Origin of the sequence: Acinetobacter sp. AC1-2 (assembly GCF_016124155.1) — a bacterium.
In the GTDB taxonomy this organism is placed as follows: domain Bacteria; phylum Pseudomonadota; class Gammaproteobacteria; order Pseudomonadales; family Moraxellaceae; genus Acinetobacter; species Acinetobacter calcoaceticus.
In genome coordinates this window covers 21,569-38,210 of sequence record NZ_JABFFO010000004.1, presented here as the reverse complement: position 1 = coordinate 38,210, position 16,642 = coordinate 21,569, and the positions used below count along the sequence as shown (strand labels likewise).

Here is a 16,642-nt window from a genome sequence, read left to right as displayed (position 1 = left end):
ATTTAACATTTTTAAAATAGATCAATTATAATGCAGTTGTAAAGATCAAATTTGAAAAAAAGGTTCAACATGGCAGCTTATAATCAAATTGAAATATTCCAACAAAGCCAGAAATGGTTTGATCAGTTGCCATTTGAATGGAAAAAATGGCTTGAAGAAAATTTAGAAAAAGGATGTTCGATTGAGCAATTAGTCGATGTTTTAAAAGAAAATGGATTTGGGTTAACGTTTCAAACGAGTGAGCCGAATTCTCTAAGCTTATCTGACCAAGACCAGGAATGGATCATTGAACAAGTTTTGAATGAGGCACCATCTGCGGAAATAGTGAAAAGATTAGTAGAGCAGGGGCTTCATCGGCAACAAGTAGAAGAATATTTAGGTAATTTAGAAAATAATCAGTTATATAAAATTCTTAAGAAAAAGCACCACCAATTTAAGAAACGTGAGTGGTTAATAGAAACTTTAGACCAACTGGCCCAGCTAGATTCTAATTACTGTAAAGAAATACCTTCAATCCCTGCGCCAATATTCTCAAATTTTATTAAAGATTATTACAGTCAACACCGTCCTGTGATTTTGAAGAAAGGGATAGAGCACTGGCCTGCTTTACATAAGTGGACACCTGAATATTTTGCAACTCGATTTGGCCAGCATTTAGTTGAAGTTCAAATGAATAGAAATAAAGATGAGCAATTTGAAAGACATTCTCCTTTGTTAAAGCAGACTATGAAAATGTCGGAGTTTGTATCAAAAGTTATGTCTGTCGAAGCAAGCAACGATTTCTATATGACTGCAAATAATGCGACCAATAGTCATCAGATGCTTCAGGAGTTATTTTTAGATATAGGCGATTTTGCAGACGGGTACAGCAACTTGGCTTTAAAAGATGAGCGTAGTTTTTTATGGTTCGGGCCGAAGGGAACCTTTACGCCATTACATCACGATTTAACGAATAATATGTTAGTTCAAATTTATGGACGCAAAAAAGTAACTTTGATTCCGGCTTTGCAAGTCCCTCATCTATATAACGATCATTGGGTGTTTAGTGAGCTGAGTAATGCAAATGAAATTGATTTTAAAAAATATCCTTTAGCAAGATCGATTACCCTAGTGGAATGTATTTTGAATGCAGGAGAAGCTTTATTTATCCCAATTGGTTGGTGGCATAGTGTAGAAAGTCTTGATGTTTCAATGAGTATTTCTTTTACCAATTTTAATGCCCCAAACCATTTTGTTCATCGGTTTCCAAAGGAGGCCTAAGAATGAAAATTGCATCTTAAACCGTTCAGTGTGACAATTGCTCAGCTCATACTGTTTTTCAAAGATGAAGGAAAATTGTTAACTTATGTCGACACTCCAAACGAATAATGCAGAACTTAACCAAAAGCAGGTATTGCAGTTAATGGAATATCTGACGCAATGGTTAATTCGTTCGGGAGTTGGATATAACGACTTTGTTACTGCTTTAAAACCCGTTTTCTATCAGCAGTCTTTAGCTGAGCTAGAACGTATAGATCAAAAAACTACTGATTCGGCAGTTAGTCTACTTTCTGGTTTACATCGTAAGGATGTTAATGCTTTTAAAAAAGCGACACAGGCTGGGCAGCCTTTAACTGAAGCAAAAGTAGCAGAGCCAGTGAGTGTTCCTGCTCGGGTGATTGGTTTATGGCTTGCAGAGGGCTTAGCAGAAAAAATTCCTTTTATTAGCCAAGATCAGATTAGCTTTGAAAGTTTGGTAAAGAAAGTTTCAACCGAAAAACATCCAAGATCTATTTTGAATGAACTTGAGCGTTTAAATATAGTGAAAGAAGAAGATGGCCTTGTGTCGTTACAGCAGCGAAGTTTTATGCCTGATGTAGAGCAATTCGAGGTTCGAAAATTATTAACGAATAACTTAGAGGCACATTTAGCTGCCGGGGTTCATAATTTATTTCAGCCAGAAAAAGAACCTTATTTAGAACAAGCAATTTTTGCTGATGAACTAACAGATGAATCGATCACTTTACTCAAAGAAGCAAGTTTACGCTTATGGGAAGATCTATCACTACAAGTACTCAAGTTAGCCATTGAACGTTGTGCACTCGATGAAGGAAAAGAGGGTGCAACCAAAACTTTCCGTTTCGGAGCTTATCAATATGACCAAAACAACTTATAAAAAATTAATAATATCCATGAGCTTCATTATGATAGGCAGCCTTTTGACTGCTTGCGGAGAGGATTTATTCGCCGGTGGTGCCAGTTTGGGTGGGTCAGGATATCCAACTAAACCCGGTAAACCGGGTGATTATGAAACACCAGCCGATGGGAATAAAGGTGACTCAAAAGATAATGACATTTGGTTACCTGCACCAAGTGAAGATGACTGTAATGGCTTGCATCGTAAATTAGAATTTCTTAATAATGTAACAAGAGAACCAATTGAAAAAGAAACGGTTTTTAAATACGCACAGCAATTAACTTTGAACGGTACTCTTGCTTTACAGATTACTCAAACCAATATGGGCTTAGAAAAAATACAAGAACGACAACCTGCTTGTCATGTACCTTTAGAACTCTATTTACTTGGAAATACCAAACGTTCTTATCCGGAAAATGATTGTAAAGAGACTCAAATATATGAGTATCAACCTGCTGAAACAAAAACGTTTATTGTCAATTATCCCGCATTTGAAGTCATGAATGGTACTTGGAAATATGGTCTGGAAAGTACCTATTTGAAAAATAATCAGGAGTTAAAACAATGTGAGCCTTTAACGATTCAATTTAAAATAAGTGCGCCACCTGATCCGATTAAAATCAATTAAGTTGAGTCACCTTTAAGATAAGAACAAAGCCTAATCGATAAAGTTCAATAAAATTTTAAAGAAAGTATGAGTTAAACTTGCTCTAGCACTTTTTCATCATAAGTTATTTGGGCTGCTAAAACCTGTTCAATATTGGTTTCGGCCCACTCCTTTAATTGGAACGCCATTGAAGCTACATTTTGCCCTAAAGAAGTAAGTGAGTAATCAACGCGAATTGGGGATGTATTCTGGATTTTACGCTCGATGAAACCGTCTCTTTCCAGCATTTTTAACTTCTGTGATAAGACTTTAGGGGAAATGCCTTGAATATTTTTTTTGAGCAGATTGAAGTGCTGAGTTTCTTCTTCAAGAACATTTAAAATCAATAAAACCCATTTATCTGCAATTTTTTCAAAAAATAGACGAGCAGGGCAATGTTGTTGAAAAATATTATATTTTAGACATTCATTCATACCACTTACCTATAATTTTTTGAAAAATTACACTAGTTACCAACTAGTAACTAATTGACACCTAGTTTCTAAAATATATCATAAAGTGGAATTTAATAAAACAAAGGTTTGCTCCCATGTCTAACTCTAATATCGCGGTTGTATATTTCTCTGGTTACGGCCATACAAAAGTTGTTGCTGAAACGTTCGCAAACGAGATTAATGCTCAGCTCATTCAGATTGATCAGGAAGGAAATATTACTGATGAAGATTGGCAGACATTAAATGATGCGAAGGGGATTGTTTTTGGTGCTCCGACTTATATGGGTACAGCGCCATGGCAGTTTAAAAAGTTCGCTGATGCAACTTCAAAAGTATGGTTTACACGTGGCTGGCAAGATAAAGTATTTGCAGGTTTTACAAACAGCGCGAGCTTAAATGGGGATAAGCAAGTAACTCTTATCCAATTACAAACTTTAGCAGCACAGCATGGTGGGATTTGGGTGAGTCTTGGTTTATTACCAGCAAATACAAAAAACGCAACACGTGAAGATGTAAACAACTTAGGCGGTTCAGTAGGGCTTTTAGTTCAATCACCTTCAGATGCAAGTGTGGAAGAAATTCCGACAGGTGATCTTGAAACAGCAAAAGTTTATGCTCAACGTGTACAAAGCATTGTGAATAAAATTTACGGTTAATTTGACCATAAAAAAGGCGCTTTAAGCGCCTTTTTTTATTACTCATGCTCATTATGTTGCGGAGCATTATATTTGAAGCCTTTGGTTTTATAGGCAAGATAACCTACACCAATCACGGCCCACGCTAAGCCAATTTGTAAGGCAAGCTTATCAATTTCTAACCACATCATAAACACACTGGCAAAACCAAGCGTTGGTATAGCAATATAATTGATGATGTCTTTAAGCGTTTTGTTCTTGCCATCTCTTAATGCATAACGAGAAATCACAGAGAAGTTAACAAAACTAAAAGCAGTTAAGGCACCAAAACTAATCAAGTTAACAATATGCTCAAGATCTAAAAAGCCAGCAGATAACGCAACTACACCAACAATAAGAATGTTGTAAGTTGGAGTATGCAATTTTGGACTGATATGACCAAATAATTTCTTGTTGATGACCCCATCGCGTCCCATCACATACATTAAACGTGATACACCCGCATGGGCAGAAATACCTGATGCCATCACAGCGACTACAGCAAAATATAAAACCAAAGTTTTAAACATCAGACTACCAATCGCAGCGACCATCACAGGTTGTGATTCATCTAAAGGATTAAAGTAAGTGTTTGGGTTACTTGGGAAATATAATTGGATGAAGTAAGTACTTACAATGAAAATAATACCTGCAAGTAATGCTGTAGAAAAAATAGCTTTTGGTAGCGTTTTTTCTGCATCTTTTGTTTCTTCAGCAAGAGAAGATAAAGCGTCAAAACCGGTAAAAGAGAAGCACAGTACGGTCGCGCCCGCAATTAAAGAACTGACAGACGTCATATCGTTCCAAAAAGGAGTTAATGACCACAATGCCGCTTTATCTGGATTTAAAGTTCCATCTGCATATACACCTTGAGTAAGTAGAGTGTATACCTGATAAACGAAATAAAAAATTACGCCAAGCTGAATAACAACGATCGTACTGTTAAAACGTGCGACAAATCGTGCACCAAATAAGTTAATAACAGTCATTAGCGTTGTTAAACCAATCACCCATAACCAGTTATTTACTTCTGGAAAAAGAGCTCTTAGGTAAATATCTGCCAAGATAATATTAACAAGCGGTGACAGTAGATAGTCTAACCAAGAAGACCAACCCACCATAAAGCCAACGTTAGGATGAATTGATTTTTGAGCATACGTATAGGCCGACCCAGAAGAAGGGTAGCGCTTAATCATATGTCCATAACTGATCGATGTTAATAAGATTGCGACTAATGCAAAAATGTAGGAAGTTGGTACATGACCACCACTCCGTTCTGACACTAAACCAAAAGTATCAAATAACGTTAATGGCTGAATGTAAGCTAAACCAATAATAACAATATGCCAAAGCACAAGATTCTTTTGAAGCTTAGCTGTTGGTTTAGTCCCAGATAAATTTGTCAACGGCGTTATCCTCATAATCGTTGATCAAGGATCAGCTTGGTGTTAAGGATCGTTTGAGACGAACGATCCCCCCTACAGAAAAAGATAAAGTGCGCCAATCTATCCTAAATTGATATAAATTGTCAGTACTTTCATCTATTTTTTAGCAAATTTTTTGCCATATATTCCAAATAAAATAATGAATAAAAATTCTTATTCATAAAAAAGGTCTGATTTAATATATAAATCAGACCTTTTTTATGCTTTTGGGAGTTTAACTTGTCGAATTACCAAGCTTTTTCTAAGATATCTCGGATATCTTTTAAGCTTGCTTCTTTCGGGTTGTAAATAATTGAGCCATCATTTAGTGCTTTTTCTGCAACTTCATCAAGCTGTGCCTCAGTTACTTTACCTGTTTCACGTAAAGTGCGTGGTAACTTTGTTAAAGTAAATAGGCGATCACGCATTGCTAAGATAGTCGTAATTGCTCTATCTGCGCGCTGGCTTGCTGGAGTTTGTGCATAAATATCTGCACCAGCGAGTGGCAATAATAACTCCCCAATTTTCTGACCATTTACTTGTTTATTATATTCAAGCACATATGGTAAGAATAAATTCATGCATAAACCGTGGGGCAGGTGGGCAACAGCACCTAAAGCATGCCCTAGTGAGTGAACTAGGCCGACCATTGAGTTAGAAAATGCAATACCTGCCATTGTTGAAGCTTGAGCTAGCTCTAAACGGCCTTGAGCATCATTTGGGTTTTCTAAGACATTAAATAGATTTTCACTAATCTTTTTAATTCCTGCACTTGCATAAGCATCACTCAATGGATTCGCAGCCATACATGTATATGCTTCAACACAATGCGTTAAAGCATCCATACCTGTCATTGCAGTTAAATGAGGAGGCAATGTAAGCGTCATGCGTGGATCTAAAATTGCAGCATGTGGCATTAAATAATAAGAAGCGAACGCTAACTTAACATTCTTTTGAGTATCTGAAACAACTGCAACCATCGTTACTTCTGAGCCAGTACCCGAAGTTGTTGGAATCACAAAAAATGGTTTTAATGGTTTCGGTAGGTTATGAGCACCTGCATATTGCAATAAGTCATTTCCACCTTCAGATACCAAAATGTTGGTTGCTTTAGATGTGTCTATAACTGAACCGCCACCTACAGCAATAATCGCATCACATTTGTTTGTACGATAAGCTTCTGCTGCAAGACGAACGACTTCTAAACTCGAATCGGGTGGTACATCATCAAAAACATGGCCAATGACAGCATCAGTTGTACTAAATGCAGCTTCAATTGGATTTAATAACCCATTTGCGCGAACACCCTTATCTGTAATGATAAGAGGGCGTTTTGCGCCTAAAGTCGCAAGCTCAAACGGAATATGTTCTAGCGCAGCATTACCAGCAATGACTTTTACAGGACAAAAAAATTCGTAATATGGTTTGGCCATGTTATGCGCTCCGCTTGAAATAGGACTTGGCTACTTTTAAGTAAATATTTGCAGCCTCGTTGAATTTTTCTTTTAGGGTAAGTTCGGTTGGGTATTCTTTGACTGCTAGGGAAGCAACCAATTTAGGTAAAATAAGAGATTCCATTTTATTTAGGCAGCGTACCAAGCGGATCGCAGCAGATACATCACCATCGGCAATCATTCGGTCATTGGCAAATGCCTGAGCAGTACTTTCTTGAAAAGAAAACACTAAAAAGGCATGAGTGACATGTTTGAATGTAATCGTTAAGTCTGGTTTTTTTTCAGCTCTTTCAAGTAGCTCTAACTGTTTGTCTTCTGTCACTCGAGCAAAAAATGCTGGTCCATTTGGGAAAACATTCATTGAAAGTACAAAGTGAACAGGAAATTTAGATACTTCCTCTTGTATTTCATTGTCCACTTGACTTGCCATGACTAAGCCACGACCAATAACATCCATCATGAGCTTAACGTAGGCAAGTTGCAGAGTCGGCTTTACCGCTTTTGTCGAAATCACTCGCGTATCCCTTGTTAAAATTATGCGAAAGCAAATTTAGAGTAATTACTCTAATCCATTTTTATTTCATCGCAAAGCGATTTATTCATATTTGACTTTAGGGTCATTAAAGTACCCAGTGCTATTAATATACTCAATAAAGTCCTGACAAAGTTGACCAAATGATGGATAAGGAGTCACTAAATCTTGTATACGTACCATTTCTAAGCCTGCATAGCCGCAAGGATTGATGGTCTGGAACCCAGTTAAGGCACAATCCAGATTTAGTGCTAACCCATGGTAACTACGGCCACGACGAATTTTAAAACCTAAGGAACCAATCTTGCGGCCATCTACATATACTCCAGGTGCATCAGGCTTGGCATAAGCTTCAATTCCATACTTTTTCAAAACATCTATCATGAATTGTTCAGCAAAACTGACCAATGTACGTACGTTCCATTTTAGACGATTAAGATCAAACATGAAGTAAGCAACGAGTTGACCTGGACCATGCCAAGTCACTTGCCCACCACGGTCAGTTTGTACTACAGGAATGTCTGATGAAATTAGGATATGTTCTGGTTTACCAGCTTGACCTTGAGTTAATACATTATGATGTTGAAGTAACCATAGCTCATCAGGCGTATCTTGATCACGCTCGTTTGTTAAGAGTTTCATGGTTTCAAATTTGCTTTGATAATCTTGTAAATCGTTCCATTGCCGAATGATCAAGTTGGGTTTATCAAGGCTCATCACAAAATATTCCTATAAGTTAGTTCATGCGGCGCCAGTTAATATCTGCAAGATAGAAGCCGAAAACCTTGTAATTTTAAAGGATTTTATAAGAGGAATTCTAAATATTTGTATGGTTTTTCACGATAGATTGGTTCTAAAATTTCCAAAAAAATACCACAGTAAGAATGTCTGACTGTGGTATTGATTGAAGAACTTAAAATTAAAGCGCAGTTCTAATCTGCGGACAAGCAGCCAAGTCAGCATAAAGTGCATGAACTTGTTCCAATTCTTCAAAGCGCAATTGTGCTGTTAAAGAGTGATACTTGCCGGTGCGAGATTCTTGAACTTTTAGTGTTGTATGGTCAAAGTCTGGAAAATGTTTTACCAAAATATCGAGTACAGCAACACGTAATTCTTCACCCGCATCGCCAATAAGTTTAATTGGATAATCCATCGGAAATACCCAAAGATGTTCTTGTAGTTCGCGAGATGGAGTGCGGTCTAACATAAGTTACCTCATGATTTGAAACGCCTGCATCATCGCAGGCGTTTATAGCTCTTTCTATTAAATGGGGCTTGGTTTTGAAATTTCAAGCTTTCAAAACTTAGTCATTTTCAAGGAAAGAACGCAAGTGTTCAGAACGAGAAGGGTGGCGCAATTTACGCAACGCTTTCGCTTCAATCTGACGAATACGTTCACGTGTTACGTCAAACTGCTTACCCACTTCTTCTAGTGTATGATCGGTTGGCATATCAATACCAAAACGCATCTTCAAGACTTTTGCTTCACGTTCAGTTAAATTTTCAAGTACTTCACGTGTTGCTTCTTTTAAGCCTTCTGAAGTCGCAGCATCAATTGGAGAAGTGATGTTTTGGTCTTCAATGAAATCGCCAAGATGCGAATCTTCATCATCACCAATTGGAGTTTCCATTGAAATTGGTTCTTTGGCAATTTTAAGTACCTTACGAACCTTAACTTCGTCCATTTCTAAACGTTCACCTAATTCTTCAGGTGTCGGTTCACGGCCCATTTCTTGTAACAATTGACGAGATACGCGGTTGATCTTGTTAATCGTTTCAATCATATGCACAGGAATACGGATTGTACGAGCCTGATCGGCAATCGAACGGGTAATCGCCTGACGAATCCACCAAGTTGCATAAGTCGAGAATTTATAACCACGACGATATTCAAACTTGTCTACAGCTTTCATCAAACCAATGTTCCCTTCTTGAATCAAGTCAAGGAACTGTAAACCACGGTTGGTATATTTTTTCGCAATCGAAATTACCAAACGAAGGTTGGCTTCTACCATTTCTTTCTTAGCACGGCGTGCTTTCGCTTCGCCAATCGCCATACGCTTAGAAATATCTTTAATTTCAGCAACGCTTAAATTAAGTTCTTTCTCAATATCTGCAATCTTTTGCTGGAATGCTAAAACATCCGGACGAACCTTTTCTAAATGCGCCTTGATCTCAGCAGGAGCTTTTGCAATCTGTTCATCTAACCAAGCTGGATTTGATTCTTGCTTAGGGAAAGATGTACGGAATTGAGTGCGATCCATACGGCCACGACGTACTGCGTAACGCATAACTTCACGTTCGTTAGCACGAATTTGCTCATGTGTACCACGAATCATTTCAGAGATGATGTCAAATAAACGTGGTGTAAATTTAAACATCATAAACACAGTAGCTAAAGCTTCTAAAGCATCATCTGCTTCTGGGCTGTTACGGCCATGTTTCTCAATAATAGCTTTTGTTTTAGTCCATGCAGCTTCAAGTTCATTAAAACGAACTTTTGCAACTTCAGGGTCTGGACCAGACTCACCTTCAGAATCATCGTCGCTTTCTGACTCTTCATCTTCTTCATCATCGTCAAGCTTAACTTCTTTTGCTGGTGCAGCTGGCGCTTCTTCTTCCTCAAGTTCTGTTTCTTCTTCTAGAACTTCAGGAATATCTTCGTCAGTTTCTGGATCAAGATAGCCAGATAAAATATCGGCAAGGCGACGTTCGCCAGTCAAGAAATCATTATATTCTTTTAATACAACTTCAACAGCATTTGGCCAGTACGCAATTGAATTAAGGACATCACGAATCCCTTCTTCAATACGTTTTGCAATGCTGATTTCACCTTCACGGGTTAACAGTTCAACTGTACCCATTTCACGCATGTACATACGTACAGGGTCTGTCGTACGCCCAGGCTCATTTTCAACCGATGCAAGTACGGCAGCAGCTTCTTCTTCAGCAACTTCATCGGCTGTGTCAGTTGACTCACCGAACATGGTATCGTCAGATTCAGGTGCGCGCTCGTGTACAGGAATACCAACGTCTTGAAGCATTTGAATAATGTCTTCAATCTGTTCGCTTTCAGTAATCGAGTCCGGCAGATGATCGTTAACCTCAGCGTAAGTTAAGTAACCTTGTTCTTTGCCTCGGCTAATCAGAGCCGCTACTTGAGAAGTAGGGGAATGCATATCGCTCATCTTTGCTTACTCTTCGTTGAATCTGTGGCAGTGAAAAACCGTGCATGATAGCACAATTTGCTTGAAATATTTTGGATTTGATCGGTAACCGTTAAATAAAAAATATCTTTGAATTCACGTCTGTTTTTTGGATATTGGGCTAAAATCATTTTTTTCAAGCTTAAATCATCGAAAAGATCATAGAATTTTTTCTTGATCAAAAAAATAGTTCAGTTTTATAAATACACAATTTTTTGGGTGAAAAAAAGTACAAATATGCAGTTTAATGAAAAAAATATAAATAAAACTTGACATGGTTCTGTAAGAGAGATAAATAGCGCCTAGACCCATTCACATTTTTTCATTAGAGGTAGTTTTAGTGTCTTCTACAGATTTTGAACTAGATGATAACTACGGTGATGATGATGATGTCGGTTTTGATGAGTCATCAGGCAAAATCACTGCGAAAGAATCATTAGAAAAACGTAGATTAATTGATGATCTATTAGCTCAACGCCGTTTAGAGCGTGAGTTGAAAGATTTTGATTATGATTTAGACGATGATGATCTTGATGATGAAGACTAATCAAATCTGAATAGGGCATCGTCAGCTTAAATGCTATGCTATCGTAGATTTCTTTTTTATAGTCAGGTAACACAATGAGTGCGTTAGATTTAGACCAATTAAGTGAATATCTAGATGGAGACCACAATGAGTATGGTTTAGATTTCGCTGCAACTCATGGCTTTCTGTGTGCAATTGCAGTAGGCCCTCAGTTTGACCGTTGGTTAGATGAGCTGTTTGATAATAACCATAAGAAGGTTCCTGCTGAAATTATTCAGCAAATCAAGGCGTGGTTGGAGTCAATTCGACAAGATTTAGCAAATGAAAATGGAATTGCATTTCCATTTGAAGTTGAAGAAGCTGATGTTGAATCTAGCTTAGGCGACTGGAGTGTGGGATTTGTTGATGCAATGTTCTTAAATGAAGATGCATGGTTTGCACCTGAATATGAAGAACAATTAATTGATTTAACTTTACCAATGATGGTATTTAGTGGAATTGATGAAGAAGATCCACAGATGGAATCTTTCCGTCGTAATGGACAGTTAATGGATGAACTGGCAGAAGAAATCCCAGATAATTTGAATGAATTATACTTGATGTATCATACGCCAAATTAAACTTTAAAAATTAAGTAAATAACGTCCTTTCTAGGGCGTTTTTTATGCTTTTAGTATTTTAATACATAATTAAATATAATATTTTTACATTAATTTTATTTGTATATAATTATACGCAAAATTTTTGAAAACTCTCTCTTAATCAAAAATTAATTTATTTCGTCATATGTATATTTCATGGGCGATATGAAAATCTTTAATGCTATAACAATGCGATTTAATATGAATATAATTTTTAAACTTACTGGATTATTCTCAATAATATTACTAGTTGCCTGTGGGGGTGAAAATAGTAATAGCGTAAATGAAATGCAAATTGTGGAATCTAAACAAACAGAAGCTACCTATAAAGTAGTTGTCGGTACAGCTTTTTCGAATTCCGCTTTGAATGGTGCAAATGTAACAGCAATTTGTAAAGACGGAGCTGGTTTTAAAAGTCCTGTAGTTGTTAATGCACAAGGGCAATGGGAAGGTGAAGTAGACAGTAGTAAGCTTCCTTGTCGTTTACAGGTAAAAGCTAATGGCCAAAGCTACCATAGTTATATTGATCAAGAGAGAGATGTAAATATCAATCCACTGACGGATATGGTAATTGCTTATGCAAGTAACCAAATTCCTGTAATGTGGTATCAATCTGGAATTATGACCACAGAAAAATTAAAATCATCAAATTCTGCTTTGGTAGCTGAGCTTATTAAAAAGGGCTATGGTATTGATAATGATGTGGATCTATTTAATGTTGAGGTGAAAGCTAATAGTTCTATTCATCAAGCTATTCAAGAGTTGTTAGAGGCTATTGAAAATAATGAAAACATTAAAGACTATGAGGAATTACTAACTTTAATTAAAGATGGAAACTTATCTCAATTGCCTAAGAAAGTTGATAGTTTGAATAACTCAATACCTATGGTTTTTAATTTTAATACGAATGCCTGTCAAATGCTTCCTGCATTAGAGAATATGCAGCAATACAATAAATGTTCAGATAAGGTTATTAATAATTTTGTTGAAACTAATTTGGTGACTGCCGACTCAGATGAAAAGTGTGTTTTGGTAAAACAAGGTAATAAAGTGAGTTTAACTAAAGGGAATCAAACCGTATCAGCATTATTGGATAAAGAAAAAGAAGATGGCATGGACTTTACTTTTGATGAGGGCGAACTGGAGATTGTAGATCTTGTGATTAATACAGGACCTTATACGGATATAAATAGCTATAGTCAGATTGGATTAGATTTTTCTAATGATGGGAAGTTGAGAGCTGCTGTTGGGAAATCTCCAACAGTGCCCTCAATGAATTGCGTGAGCTTGGAGTTCAAGAAATTTATGGGACTTTATAAATAAAATTAAAAAGGGCATTATTTGATGCCCTTTTTATAAATTATAAACGTTTACGTTTTGCAGCCGCAATTTGTGACTGGCGCATACGGAAACCAGCTTTTTGTTTTTCAGTTGTCTTGTCGATGCAATATACACAAGAAACACCATGTTCATAACTTGTTAAAGCAGACTCTTCTGGAGTCAAAGGCCAACCACAAGCATGACATTTAACATTTACACCTTCTTCGACACCATGAGTTACAGCAGTCCGGCCATCAAAAACAAAACATTCACCTTCCCATAAACTTTCATCGGCAGGGGTTTCTTCTAAATATTTAAGAATACCGCCTTTGAGGTGATAAACCTCTGTAAATCCTTCTTGAAGAAGTAGTGAGGTTGATTTTTCACAGCGAATACCACCTGTACAGAACATCGCAATTTTTTTATCTTTATGCTGTTCTAATTCTTTTTTAACGTATTCTGGAAACTCTCGGAATGTTTCAGTTTTAGGGTCGATAGCACCTTTGAAAGTACCTGCCTTATATTCATAATCATTACGCGTATCGATTAAAATTACATCATCACGTGCAATTAAATCATTCCATTCTTTTGGATCAAGGTAATGGCCCACTAAGTCACGGGGTTTAACTTCAACACCTAAAGTCACAATTTCTTCTTTAAGTTTAATTTTCATTTTACGGAAAGGTTTGTCAGAGCTATGAGATTCCTTATATTCCATAGAGGCAAAACCTTCATTGAGTAAAAATTGATAGAGACTATCAATTGCTACACGGTCGCCGGCAACAGTACCATTAATTCCTTCACCTGCTACAATCAGAGTTCCGCAAAGGTTGATTGTTTTCACTAAGTCTAATAAACGTTGTTGAAGATCGGCAGGATCTTGAACTTCTTTAAATTGATATAGTGCTGCAACAACCCAACCCGCGGTCGCTTGCTGTTCTACAGGTGCAAGCTGTTCTACAGTAGCGTTCATGGAAAACTCCAAATGTATTAAGATAGAAATTTAAGGCGCATATTTTAGCGCGAAAAGTTGTAATAAGCGAGAAAACCATAAAAAGTATATGGTTTATTTAAGGAGTCGGTTTTGAGTAGTGATCATCGAATGCTCTCTCTCACCCCATGTGCAGGGCGTTGTTCAACAGTTTTTGGTGATCAGGTTTGCCGTGGTTGTCGTCGTTTTAACCATGAAGTGATTCAATGGAATACTTATACAGCAGAGCAACGTTTGGCTGTATGGAGGCGTTTAGATGATCAGTTGAATCAAATCCTAGTGCCCATGTTACCTCATGCGAACTTGCAGCATGTAGAAGGATTTATTTTAAGTAAACGTGTTCGGCTGATGGAAGGAGCGAGTAAAGGCCGCAAACTTTATCATGCCTTGAAAATATGTGAGAAAAATAAGCATCTGGCAACAGAAAGTGGTTTAGGTATTTCAGATGCTCAAGTCAAAACAATATGGGTTGAATTCGAAAGGCGCGTTTTAGCTTTAGCTAAAGCGAGTTATGAGTTGGCTTGGTTGAGAGCTGATGGAATTAGTCATCATTTACTAAGTGTATTTGACGAAGAATAGGTTTGTAGATTGAATTGAAGATATCTCAATAAAAAAGCTGCCAGAAGGCAGCTTTTTTATCATTAATTTTCTTTCGAATATTAACGTTTGATATCGCGCTGAGTCGGGCCAGTATAAAGCTGACGAGGACGACCAATTTTGTAAGGTGCGCTGTGCATTTCTAACCAGTGGCTGATCCAACCTACTGTACGTGCAAGTGCAAAGATTACCGTAAACATTTCTGTAGGGATACCAATCGCTTTAAGGATGATACCTGAGTAGAAATCTACGTTAGGGTAAAGTTTACGTTCAACGAAGTACGGGTCGTTCAATGCAATACGCTCAAGTTCCATAGCAAGCGCTAATTGAGGATCATTGATATTTAATGCTTCAAGAACTTCGTCACAAGTTTGTTTCATGACTTTTGCACGTGGGTCGAAGTTTTTGTACACACGGTGACCGAAGCCCATGAGTTTAACTTCTTTACGTTTTACTTTTTCCATGAACTCGGCAACGTTTTCTACACTACCGATTTCATCAAGCATTTTAAGTACAGCTTCGTTTGCACCACCGTGAGCAGGTCCCCAAAGTGCAGAAATACCTGAAGAGATACATGCGTATGGGTTTGCACCAGTAGAGCCAGCAAGACGTACTGTAGATGTCGAAGCATTTTGTTCGTGATCAGCATGAAGCGTGAAGATACGATCCATTGCGCGAGCAAGAACAGGATTTACTTTGTAATCACGGTCAGCAGGAGTAGCAAACATCATGTGTAAGAAGTTTTCCGCGTAATTTAAGTCATTACGTGGATAGATGAATGGTTGACCTACTGTGTATTTGTAACTCCAAGCAGCAAGTGTTGGAATTTTTGCAATGAGACGAATCGCAGTGATTTCACGGTGATTGATGTCTTCAATGTCAAGATTGTTGTGATAGAACGCAGATAATGCACCAACAACACCAACCATGATAGCCATAGGGTGAGCATCACGACGGAAACCATTGAAGAAACGGCTAACTTGATCGTGAACCATAGTGTGAGCACGAACTTTGGCATCAAACTCTGTTTTTTGTTCAGCAGTTGGGAGCTCGCCATTTAATAATAAATAACAAGTTTCAAGATAGTCTGCTTGAGTTGCTAACTGATCAATTGGGTAGCCGCGGTGTAATAAAATACCTTTGTCACCATCAATGAACGTAATTTTAGACTCGCATGCAGCTGTCGCCATAAAACCAGGATCGAAAGTAAAATGACCTTCTTTCAATATGCTGCTGACATCAATTACATCTGGACCTAAAGTGCCACTGTAGATTGGTAATCCAATTTCTTTGCCATCAAGATGTAATACGGCTTTTTTGCCATTTGCTTCAGACATTCAATAGATCTCCTGTCCTGGTGAATGTTGATCTGACCCGAAATCCTAATGTTCTCATGTGCGAATCAGACGGTGTCAAAATTTGCTATAAGATTAGTGAGTACTGAAATTTTGTCAATTATACTTATGGATAAAAAATGACGATCCCACAGAGAGTTAGTCATCAAGACCCGAGCAAAAAAGTCAGTAAAATCACTGCATCGGGATGGTATAATAAGTCAATTCAACAAGAACGTGCAGAAAAAAAATGAAGTATGAGTACAATTGTAAGCAAATTTTAAAATCAAGATTAAAAATGACAAGTCGGTAGAAAATGCCAATCCAATTAAAAAAATCATAAAACTCATGGTGTAATTTCAAATTGCCAATCAAAAAAACTCTATTTTTATTTAGTTGTAACAAAGAATATTGCTGTTTTTTTAAGTTTAATTGTATAAAAAATAGCTAATTGAACTGCATTAAAATAATAAAAACTCTTATTCGCAGTAAAAATTGCTTTCTAAAATGTATTTTAGATTGACTGATTTGGGTGGAATATAAGTATGTTCACTTATTTGAATAGTAGCTTTTATTGAAAATATGCGGAGTTACTAACATTTTTCTATTTATATGATGAATTTATAACTTTATCTTTAGTCTAAAACTTACTTATTTAAAAGAAAT

Annotated in this window: 17 protein-coding genes and 1 pseudogene; 8 read left to right on the top strand and 10 right to left on the bottom strand. The window is 37.1% G+C overall.

Annotation, left to right across the window (positions count from 1 at the left end; genetic code table 11):
- Positions 1–69 precede the first annotated feature (69 nt).
- From HL290_RS13610 to HL290_RS13600, 3 genes are all read left to right on the top strand, one after another.
- Positions 70–1,260 (top strand): cupin-like domain-containing protein, encoded by a 1,191-nt coding sequence (locus HL290_RS13610; protein WP_198496747.1) that lies wholly within the window; start codon positions 70–72, stop codon positions 1,258–1,260.
- A gap of 85 nt (positions 1,261–1,345) precedes the next feature.
- Positions 1,346–2,155 (top strand): DUF6502 family protein, encoded by an 810-nt coding sequence (locus HL290_RS13605; RefSeq protein ID WP_198496746.1) that lies wholly within the window; start codon positions 1,346–1,348, stop codon positions 2,153–2,155.
- A gap of 16 nt (positions 2,156–2,171) precedes the next feature.
- On the top strand, positions 2,172–2,804 hold the full coding sequence (locus HL290_RS13600) for a hypothetical protein (RefSeq protein ID WP_198496872.1): 633 nt from the start codon (positions 2,172–2,174) through the stop codon (positions 2,802–2,804).
- A 71-nt stretch (positions 2,805–2,875) separates the two neighbouring features.
- Here the strand turns inward: HL290_RS13600 and HL290_RS13595 are convergent, their stop codons facing one another.
- Positions 2,876–3,256: a winged helix-turn-helix transcriptional regulator gene (locus tag HL290_RS13595; RefSeq protein ID WP_198496745.1), complete on the bottom strand. Its 381-nt coding sequence runs from the start codon at positions 3,254–3,256 to the stop codon at positions 2,876–2,878.
- Between the two features lie 116 nt (positions 3,257–3,372).
- Here HL290_RS13595 and HL290_RS13590 point away from each other — a divergent pair, with 116 nt between their 5' ends.
- Positions 3,373–3,933, top strand: coding sequence for a flavodoxin family protein (locus HL290_RS13590; protein ID WP_198496744.1), 561 nt, complete (start codon positions 3,373–3,375; stop codon positions 3,931–3,933).
- 38 nt (positions 3,934–3,971) lie between these two features.
- On the opposite strand, the gene HL290_RS13585 is transcribed toward HL290_RS13590, so the two are convergent.
- The 6 genes from HL290_RS13585 to rpoD form a co-directional block, all read right to left on the bottom strand.
- Complete coding sequence (locus HL290_RS13585; RefSeq protein ID WP_198496743.1) at positions 3,972–5,357, bottom strand: APC family permease; 1,386 nt, start codon at positions 5,355–5,357, stop codon at positions 3,972–3,974.
- Positions 5,358–5,623: 266 nt separating this feature from the next.
- Positions 5,624–6,808 carry an iron-containing alcohol dehydrogenase gene (locus tag HL290_RS13580; RefSeq protein WP_003655435.1) on the bottom strand — a complete coding sequence of 395 codons (1,185 nt, stop codon included), beginning with the start codon at positions 6,806–6,808 and terminating at the stop codon, positions 5,624–5,626.
- Position 6,809: 1 nt separating this feature from the next.
- Entirely contained in the window at positions 6,810–7,343 is a 534-nt protein-coding gene (locus HL290_RS13575; protein ID WP_003655436.1) for a hypothetical protein, read from the bottom strand.
- Positions 7,344–7,424: 81 nt separating this feature from the next.
- On the bottom strand, positions 7,425–8,078 hold the full coding sequence (lipB, locus tag HL290_RS13570; RefSeq protein WP_045435228.1) for a lipoyl(octanoyl) transferase LipB: 654 nt from the start codon (positions 8,076–8,078) through the stop codon (positions 7,425–7,427).
- A 202-nt stretch (positions 8,079–8,280) separates the two neighbouring features.
- Positions 8,281–8,568, bottom strand: coding sequence for a YbeD family protein (locus HL290_RS13565; RefSeq protein ID WP_045435226.1), 288 nt, complete (start codon positions 8,566–8,568; stop codon positions 8,281–8,283).
- Between the two features lie 97 nt (positions 8,569–8,665).
- Entirely contained in the window at positions 8,666–10,549 is a 1,884-nt protein-coding gene (gene rpoD / locus HL290_RS13560) for an RNA polymerase sigma factor RpoD (RefSeq protein ID WP_005036489.1), read from the bottom strand.
- A 358-nt stretch (positions 10,550–10,907) separates the two neighbouring features.
- On the opposite strand from rpoD, the gene HL290_RS13555 reads away from it, so the two are divergent.
- The 3 genes from HL290_RS13555 (at position 10,908) to HL290_RS13545 (ending at position 13,057) form a co-directional block, all read left to right on the top strand.
- Positions 10,908–11,114: a PA3496 family putative envelope integrity protein gene (locus tag HL290_RS13555; RefSeq protein WP_002116495.1), complete on the top strand. Its 207-nt coding sequence runs from the start codon at positions 10,908–10,910 to the stop codon at positions 11,112–11,114.
- 74 nt (positions 11,115–11,188) lie between these two features.
- Complete coding sequence (locus tag HL290_RS13550) at positions 11,189–11,713, top strand: YecA family protein (protein WP_003655445.1); 525 nt, start codon at positions 11,189–11,191, stop codon at positions 11,711–11,713.
- A gap of 222 nt (positions 11,714–11,935) precedes the next feature.
- Positions 11,936–13,057 (top strand): hypothetical protein, encoded by a 1,122-nt coding sequence (locus HL290_RS13545; protein WP_198496871.1) that lies wholly within the window; start codon positions 11,936–11,938, stop codon positions 13,055–13,057.
- 37 nt (positions 13,058–13,094) lie between these two features.
- Here the strand turns inward: HL290_RS13545 and HL290_RS13540 are convergent, their stop codons facing one another.
- A complete protein-coding gene (locus HL290_RS13540) occupies positions 13,095–14,027 on the bottom strand; it encodes a rhodanese-related sulfurtransferase (RefSeq protein ID WP_198496742.1) in 933 nt (310 codons plus the stop codon).
- A 111-nt stretch (positions 14,028–14,138) separates the two neighbouring features.
- Here HL290_RS13540 and HL290_RS13535 point away from each other — a divergent pair, with 111 nt between their 5' ends.
- Positions 14,139–14,624, top strand: coding sequence for a DUF1289 domain-containing protein (locus HL290_RS13535; protein ID WP_005036497.1), 486 nt, complete (start codon positions 14,139–14,141; stop codon positions 14,622–14,624).
- 80 nt (positions 14,625–14,704) lie between these two features.
- Here HL290_RS13535 and gltA read toward each other — a convergent pair whose 3' ends face one another.
- Both gltA and HL290_RS18880 read right to left on the bottom strand, forming a co-directional pair.
- Positions 14,705–15,979: a citrate synthase gene (gene gltA, locus HL290_RS13530; protein ID WP_004789414.1), complete on the bottom strand. Its 1,275-nt coding sequence runs from the start codon at positions 15,977–15,979 to the stop codon at positions 14,705–14,707.
- Between the two features lie 343 nt (positions 15,980–16,322).
- Positions 16,323–16,423 (bottom strand): annotated as a pseudogene (locus HL290_RS18880) (hypothetical protein); the annotation flags it as partial.
- Positions 16,424–16,642: the final 219 nt, after the last annotated feature.